General features: G+C 67.6%; 7 protein-coding genes. All 7 read right to left on the bottom strand.

Going from position 1 to position 7,293, the window contains the following annotated elements:
* Positions 1-41: 41 nt before the first annotated feature.
* Positions 42-974, bottom strand: a complete 933-nt coding sequence (locus tag ACIPIA_RS07395; protein ID WP_400508120.1) for an ABC transporter substrate-binding protein — start codon at positions 972-974, stop codon at positions 42-44.
* A gap of 43 nt (positions 975-1,017) precedes the next feature.
* On the bottom strand, positions 1,018-1,950 hold the full coding sequence (locus ACIPIA_RS07390; protein ID WP_400508118.1) for an ABC transporter substrate-binding protein: 933 nt from the start codon (positions 1,948-1,950) through the stop codon (positions 1,018-1,020).
* A gap of 27 nt (positions 1,951-1,977) precedes the next feature.
* Positions 1,978-3,780, bottom strand: a complete 1,803-nt coding sequence (locus tag ACIPIA_RS07385; RefSeq protein ID WP_400508116.1) for an amino acid ABC transporter permease/ATP-binding protein — start codon at positions 3,778-3,780, stop codon at positions 1,978-1,980.
* 37 nt (positions 3,781-3,817) lie between these two features.
* Positions 3,818-4,354 carry a GNAT family N-acetyltransferase gene (locus tag ACIPIA_RS07380; RefSeq protein WP_400508115.1) on the bottom strand — a complete coding sequence of 179 codons (537 nt, stop codon included), beginning with the start codon at positions 4,352-4,354 and terminating at the stop codon, positions 3,818-3,820.
* A gap of 35 nt (positions 4,355-4,389) precedes the next feature.
* Positions 4,390-5,733, bottom strand: a complete 1,344-nt coding sequence (locus ACIPIA_RS07375; protein ID WP_400508114.1) for an LLM class flavin-dependent oxidoreductase — start codon at positions 5,731-5,733, stop codon at positions 4,390-4,392.
* A gap of 25 nt (positions 5,734-5,758) precedes the next feature.
* Positions 5,759-6,763 (bottom strand): MsnO8 family LLM class oxidoreductase, encoded by a 1,005-nt coding sequence (locus tag ACIPIA_RS07370; protein ID WP_400508113.1) that lies wholly within the window; start codon positions 6,761-6,763, stop codon positions 5,759-5,761.
* 21 nt (positions 6,764-6,784) lie between these two features.
* Positions 6,785-7,293, bottom strand: a 509-nt coding sequence (locus ACIPIA_RS07365; protein WP_400508111.1) for a flavin reductase family protein, incomplete at its 5' end; no start/stop codon positions are given.

The raw sequence follows: 7,293 nt of genomic DNA, 5'->3' as shown, positions 1-7,293 counted from the left end.
TGCCGGATCGAGAGCTGGGACATGTCGCTAAGGTCGTCTTGTCAGTACCTGGGCAGTCCGGGCGGATTGGTCTCGGAGCGCTCCACCGCTTCCTCCTCGATGCCCCAGCGGGCCAGCGCCTGCCGGTACTTGCCCGACTTGATCAGGTTGTTGGTGGCGAGCGTCAGCGCATCGACGAGGCCGCTGCCCTTGCGGGTGGTGATCGCGACGTCGGACTTGAGCGGCCAGCCGGCGCTGAGGGTGCCGATGCGCTTGATGTCCTTGTCGCGGGCGGCGACGAAGACGAGCTGGGCATGGGGCTGCACGACGACGTCGACCCGGCCCGCGCGCAGCGCGACGAGGCGCGCGGCTTCATCATCGAAGAGCTGCAGTTCCAGCGGCTTCAATCCGGCCGCGGCATTCTGCTTGCTCCACTCCACCAGGATGCGCTCCTGATTGGTGCCGCCGCCGACGCTGAAGCTGAGGCCTGCGGCATCCTTCGGCTCCTTGATGCTGGTGACCTTGCTGTCGGCCTTGACGAAGAAGCCGTGCAGGCCCTGCCGATAGGTCGAGAAGTCGAACTTCTCCTTGCGCTGCTCGGTGACGCCGACATTCGAGATGACGGCGTCGTATTTCCCGGAGGTCAGGCCGAGCGGCCAGTCCGCCCAGGCGAGCGGCACCAGGTTGAGCTTCAGGCCGAGACTGTCGGCGATGAGCTGGGCGAAGTCGGGGTCGGCGCCGACCACGGTCTTCGCGTCCGTGGCGTAGGTGGCCAGTGGCGGGCCGCCGGGGCTGATGCCGACGGTGAAGATGCCGGGCTCGACGAAGGAGAAGCCCTTCGGCACCGCGGCGATGGCGGCCGGATCCTTCTCGGTGCGAATGCGGCCGGGCTGCTCCGGACCGAGATCAAAGGGCGATTGCTGGGCGAGAGCGGGCAGGCTCGTGGCGCTGAGCGCGCCGACGAGCAGCGACAGGAGCGTCCGTCGCGGGATCATGTTGGTCTCCAGTTCTTGCGAAGGCACGTGGTGGGCGAGGCAATCACGCCTTCGGCAGGCCGGGCGGGTTGGTGCGCGATTCCTCGATCGCCTCGGCGGAGAGGTTCCAGCGCGCGAGCGCCTTCGCGTAGTTGCCGTTCCTGATCTGCGTGTTGAGCGCCTGGGTGATGGCATCGGCGAGGCCCGCGCCCTTGCGGGTCGTCACCGCGATCTCCGCCAATACCGGCCAGCCACCCGAGAAATTGCCGGCGAGGCGCGTCTTGCCTTCCTGGGCCGCCTTGAAGCTGAGCAGCGCATTCGGGCCGAGATACGCGTCGGCACGGCCGGATTCGAGCGCGAGGTAGAGCACGACGTCGTCGTCGTAATATTGTGGCTCGACCGGCTTCAGGCCGGCCTTGAGATTGGCCTCGTTCCAGCGCAGCAGGATCTGCTCCTGATTGGTCCCGGCGGAAACGATGACCTTGAGGCCGGCGACGTCCCGCGGTTCGCGAATGACGATCTCGTTGTCCTTCTTCACGTAGAAGCCGAGCAGGTCCTTGCGATAGGTCGAGAAGTCGAACTTCTCCTTGCGCTGCTCGGTGACGGTGACATTGGAAATCACGGCATCGAACTTGCCCGAGGTGACGCCGAGCGGCCAGTCCGCCCAGGCCGTCGGCACGACTTCGAGCTTGCGGCCGAGCGCATCGGCGATCAATTGCCCGATATCGGGCTCCGAGCCGATGATCGTCTTCGTATCGCTGGCATAGCTGCCGAAAGGCAGGCGCCCCGCGGTGTTCGCTATCGTGAAGACGCCGTCCTTCGCGAACTTCGCGTCCTTGGCGAGGAGCTTGATCGCCTGTTCGTCGATCTGCGCCCGCGGGCGCCCCGGCTGTTCCGGGGAAAGGTCGATCGCCTGCTGGGCAAAGGCGCGGACGGGGAGAATGGCGGCCGAAGCAGCGCCGGCGAGAAGGCTCAATGAATCGCGTCGCGTGATCATGGTCGGGTTCCTTGTGCGGCGGGAAGGTCAGAGCACCTTGGCGAGGAATTCGCGGGTGCGGGGATGGTTGGGGCTGCCGAGGACCTGGGCGGGGGCGCCGGCCTCGACGATGCGGCCGGCCTCCATGAAGACGACCTGGTCGGCGACCTCTCGGGCGAAGCCGATCTCGTGTGTGACGATGACCAGAGTCGTTCCGGAGCGGGCGAGCTCCTTGATGACGTCGAGGACTTCGCCGACAAGCTCGGGGTCGAGCGCCGAGGTCGGCTCGTCGAAGAGCAGGACCTTGGGCTTGAGGGCGAGCGCGCGGGCGATGGCGACGCGCTGCTGCTGGCCGCCGGAGAGCTGGCGCGGATAGGCCTGCGCCTTGTCTGCGAGGCCGACGCGGGCGAGCAGTTCCTGCGCTTCGGCCTGGGCCTGTTGGCGGGAGAGGCCGCGCACGGTCACCGGCGCCTCGGCGATGTTCTCGATTGCCGTCAGATGCGGGAAGAGATTGAAGTTCTGGAAGACCATGCCGACATCGACGCGCCGGGCCAGGATGTCCTTCTCCTTCAGCTCGTAGAGCGTCTCGCCATCCTGCCGGTAGCCGATCAGCTCGCCGTCGATGGCGATGAAGCCCTCGTCGACGCGTTCCAGGTGGTTGATCGAGCGCAGAAGGGTCGATTTGCCGGACCCGGACTGGCCGATGATCGCCGTGACGCTGCCGGGACGCAGCGACAGGTTGACATCGTCGAGCACCTTGAGCGGGCCGAAGCTCTTGGAGACATGGCTGATGCGGATCTCGCCGCCGCTGCGCCGGGAGAGCGTGGCGAGCGAAGCCGTGCGCGATGTGGCTGGGGCCTGCGTCGCAGCGGCGACGCCTGCGCCGGCTGTCGCAGCGGCAACACGGTTCCTGCCGAGCCAGCGCAGCGCGGTGTCGATCGCCGAGGGCGGCGGGTTGCGCAGGGCGCCGCGGGCATAATGGCGCTCGATATGACGCTGGAAGAAGGAGAGGACGCTGAGGATGACGAGGTACCAGACCGTCGCCACCATCAGCAGCGGGATCACCTCGAGATTGCGCCGGTAGATCACCTGGATCGTGTAGAACAGCTCCGGCAGGGCGAGGATGTAGACCTGACTCGTGCCCTTCGCGAGGCTGATGATCTCGTTGAACGCCGTCGGCAGGATCGAGCGCATCGCCTGCGGCAGCACGATGCGGGAGATCTGGCGCCGTTTCGGCAGGCCGAGCGCCGCCGCAGCCTCGTGCTGGCCCTGGTCCACGGCGAGGATGCCGCCGCGCACGATCTCGGAGGAGAAGGCGGCCGCATTGAGGGTAAGGCCCAGAACCGCGGCGAAGAAAGGGGTGATGAGCTGCGTCGTCTGCCAGGAGCCGAAGCTGATCCCGGTGAAGGGAATGCCGAGCCAGATCGTGCTGTAGAGATAGCCGAGATTGTTCAGGATGAGCAGCAGCACGATCAGCGGGATCGAGCGGAAGAGCCAGACATAGCCCCAGGACAGGGAGGCGAGCAGCGGCGAGCCGGAAACCCGCGCCAGCGCCAGCAGGGTGCCGAGCAGGAAGCCGAAGACCGTGCCGAGCAGCGTCAGGAACAGGGTGCGGCCCAGCCCGACCAGTACCGGTTCGGCGAAGAACCACTCGGCGAAGACATCCCAGCCCCAGCGCGGATTCGACAATACCGAATTCAGGACCGCGAAGATCACGATACCTGCGAAGACCGTGCCGATCGTGCGCCCGGGATAGCGGGCGGGGACGATGCGGTAGCGGCTGAAATCGCGGATCGGGGCTGGAGACTGGGCATGCGTGGGCAAGCCCGCGAAGTCGCTGGCGAGGGTCATGGCTGGCTCTTGTTATTGTGGAAGGGGAGGCGCGCCGTCAGGCGGCGTTGAGCGAGGAGCGGCTGCCCGGCGGCCGCACCAGCGAAGCAGGCCGGACGGAGAGCTCCTTTTCGAAAGGCAGCTTCCCGTAGGTCTCGGGATCGACCGAGACGTCGAAGAGCGGGGTGTAGCCGACCTGCAGATACAGCCCCTTGGCCTCTGGCTGACGAAAGCCGGTGGTCAGGAATATCCTGCCATAGCCCTGTCGCACGGCCTGCAGCTCCAGCTCGGCGACAATGAGCCGCGCGAGCCCTTGCCGGCGGAAGTCGCTATGGGTCCAGATGCGCTTCATCTCGGCCGAGCGCTCGTCATGGCGCTTGAAGGCCCCACCGGCGATGGCGCGGCCTGCGCGCAGCAGCAGGACGAAATTCCCGTCCGGCGGAGCGAAGAGTTCGGCCGGGTAGCGGCTCATCTCGGCGCCCGGCTGTTCGTCGAAATAGCTGCCGTAGCGCGTGGCGTATTCCCAGGTGAGCTGCTCGACCAATGGCTGGGCAAGCGGGTGGAGAGGGGTGGTGTAGAAGAATTCGTCGGCCATGGCTTGCGCCTCTTCGTGACGTCGTTGCGGACCGCTCAACCGGCGCGGCGCGTCGGCGCCAGGTCCGAAGTCGCGGCGTGGCGGCTCTCGCGGCGGTGGAGGCCGAGATGGTCTCGCAGCGTGGCGCCCGGAAGGTTGCGGTTGTAGACGCCGCGCTCCTCCAGCACCGGGATGATCAGCTCGACGAAATCGTCGAGGCCCTGGCCGATCACCGGGAAGCCGAGAATGAAGCCGTCGGCGGCCTGCGTCTCGATGCGCTCGATCAGCCTGTCCGCGATCAGCTCGACCGAGCCGATGAAATCGGTGCGCGGGGTTGCCGCTTCCAGCGCCGCTTCGCGCAGCGTCTGGCCCTTGAGGGCGGCATTCCGCTTGATGCGGTCGGTGGTGGAGCGGAAGCTGTTCTTGCCGATCTCGCCGAGTTCCGGGAAGGGCGCATCGAGCGGATAAGCGCTGAAGTCGTGGTGGTCGAAATAGCGGCCGAGATAGGCGAGCGCGTCGTCGATCGAGATCAGGTCGCGGATGGCGCGGTACTTCTCCTCGGCCTCGGCCTGGGTGCGCCCGACGATCGGCCCGGCGCTCGGAAAGACCTTGATCTCATCGGCGAGCCGGCCATGGGCGACGGCGCTGGTCTTGATGCTGCGGTAGAAGCTCTGCGCCTCCTCAAGCGGGACGTGGTTGGCGAAGACCGCATCGGCATGGCGGCCGGCCAGTCCGATGCCGGCATCGGAGGCCCCCGCCTGGAAGATCACCGGCTGGCCCTGCGGCGAGCGCTGGATGTTGAGGGGGCCCTCGACCTGGAAGAACCGACCCTTGTGGTTCAGCGCATGCAGCTTCTCGCGGTCGAAGAAGTGGCCGCTTTCGCGATTCCGGGGGAAGGCGTCATCGTCCCAGGAATCCCAGAGCCCCTTGGCGATGTCGAGATATTCATGGGCGATCTCGTAGCGCAGCGCATGCTCGGGATGCGGGCGGCTGTAGTTGCGGCCGGAGCCCTCCAGCGGCGATGTCACCGCGTTCCAGCCGGCGCGGCCGCCGCTGATCAGGTCGAGCGAGGCGAATTGCCGGGCGATGGTGAACGGGTCGCTGTAGGAGGTCGAGACCGTGCCGACGAGGCCGAGCTTGCTGGTCGTGGTCGCCAGCGCCGAGAGAATGGTCAGCGGCTCGAAGCGGTTGAGGAAATGCGGGATCGACTTCTCGTTGATGTAGAGCCCGTCGGCGACGAAGGCGAAGGCTATGCCGTTCTCCTCGGCCTTGCGGGCGTTGCGGATGAAAAAGTCGAGATTGACGCTGGCATCGGCCGGGTTGCTCGGGTGACGCCAGGCGTTCATGTGGCTGCCGGCGCCCTGGAGCATCAGGCCGAAGGTCAGGCGGGTGCGGGACATGGGAACGTCCTTTCTGAATCGGGGATCAGGCCGCCAGCGCCGGCGTCTCGCCGGCGAGCAGCGTCACGGAGGCGAGACGGCGGGCGGTGAGCGCCACCGGCGTGTCGATGACGAATTCGGCGATACCGAAGCGGGCATGGAGCGCGTCGAGCTCGCGCCGCACCTGCTCGGGCGTGCCGGCCAGGATATGCGGCCTGCGGATCTCCGTGCGCCAGGAGGCAGCGCCGGCCTGCCGGGCGTATTCCGCCGCCTGTTCCTCGCTGCCGAGATTGAGGTTCTGGCCATTGTCGAGCGTGAGGCGCACGACGCGGTGGTTTTCCGTGAGGCTCTGCGCTTCTTCCGGGGTCGGCGCGGCAAAGGCTGCGACTGCCAGCAGAGGCGCGGCCGAGCCGCCCGCCCGGACATAGGCTGCGAGGCTCTCCTCGATCGCCTTTGGATCGCCGTTGTGGTGCCCGGCGAAGACGAAATGCCAGCCACGCTCGCCCGCCTGCCGGGCGCTATCCGGGCTGGCCCCGAGCAGGAAGCGCTCCGGCGTGGCCGGCGGCACCGGGAAGGCGCGGGGCTTCTCCTGCGGACCGGACGCTGCGGGGCGCGGCGCGAGGAAGCCGTCGAGTTCGTCGAGAAGGGTCTCGAACGACGGCGCATGCGTTCGATCGTGCAGGGACCGCAAGGCCTTGGTCGCGAGCGGCAGGCCGCCCGGCGCCTTGCCGATGCCGAGGTCGACGCGGCCCGGCGCGAGCGAGGCCAGCAGGTTGAAGGTCTCGGCGACCTTGTAGGGGCTGTAATGCGGCAGGAGCACGCCGCCGGTGCCGATCCGGATGCGCTGCGTCCGTGCCAGCAGATAGGCGGCCAGCACTTCCGGCGCCGGGCTGGCCAGGCCGGGAAAATCATGGTGCTCCGCCAGCCAGAAGCGGCGATAGCCGAGGCGTTCGGCCGTCTGGACGAGGCTTGTCGTGCGCTGCAGAGCGGCGACGGCGGTTTCGCCCTCGAGGATCGGGCTCTTGTCGAGCAGGCTGAGGCTGTAGGTCATGTCGGAAAGCCGTGTCTTAGGTCAGAGGGAGCGCAGGCCGAGCGCGGTGCGGGCTTCCTCGGCCATCCAGCCGAGCCGCTCGTAATCGCCGCGCCAGTAGAGAAGCGCAGCGTCGTTGGCGCCGGGCCTGATCTCGCGGACGCGGCCGATGACGATGGCGTGCGAGTGTCGCTCGATGAGTTCCTCCACCTCGCAATCGAGCGCGGCGAGGGCTCCGTCGAGCAGCGGGGCGCCGGTGCGACCCTCGCTCCATTGCGCCTCGGCATAGCGGGCGGGCCCCTTCTCGCCGCCGCGGCCGGCGAAGCGGTCGGCGATTTCCTTCTGTGTGGCGGTGAGAAAGTTCACGCCGAAGCTGCGATGGCGCCTGAGCACGGGGAAGGATGACGACGACAGGTTGAGGCCGAACATCACCGTCGGCGGCTCGGCCGAGAGCGAGGAGAGCGAGGTCACGGTCAGGCCCGTGCGATCGTCGCCAACCCCTGTCGTGATGACCGTCACGCCGCCGGCGAGATGGCGCAGCGCCGACCTGA

This window comes from Allobosea sp. CER48, assembly GCF_044752385.1.
In the GTDB taxonomy this organism is placed as follows: Bacteria; Pseudomonadota; Alphaproteobacteria; order Rhizobiales; family Beijerinckiaceae; genus Allobosea.
The sequence above is the reverse complement of the archived record's forward strand: the minus strand, read 5'-3'. Positions and strand labels throughout refer to the sequence as shown.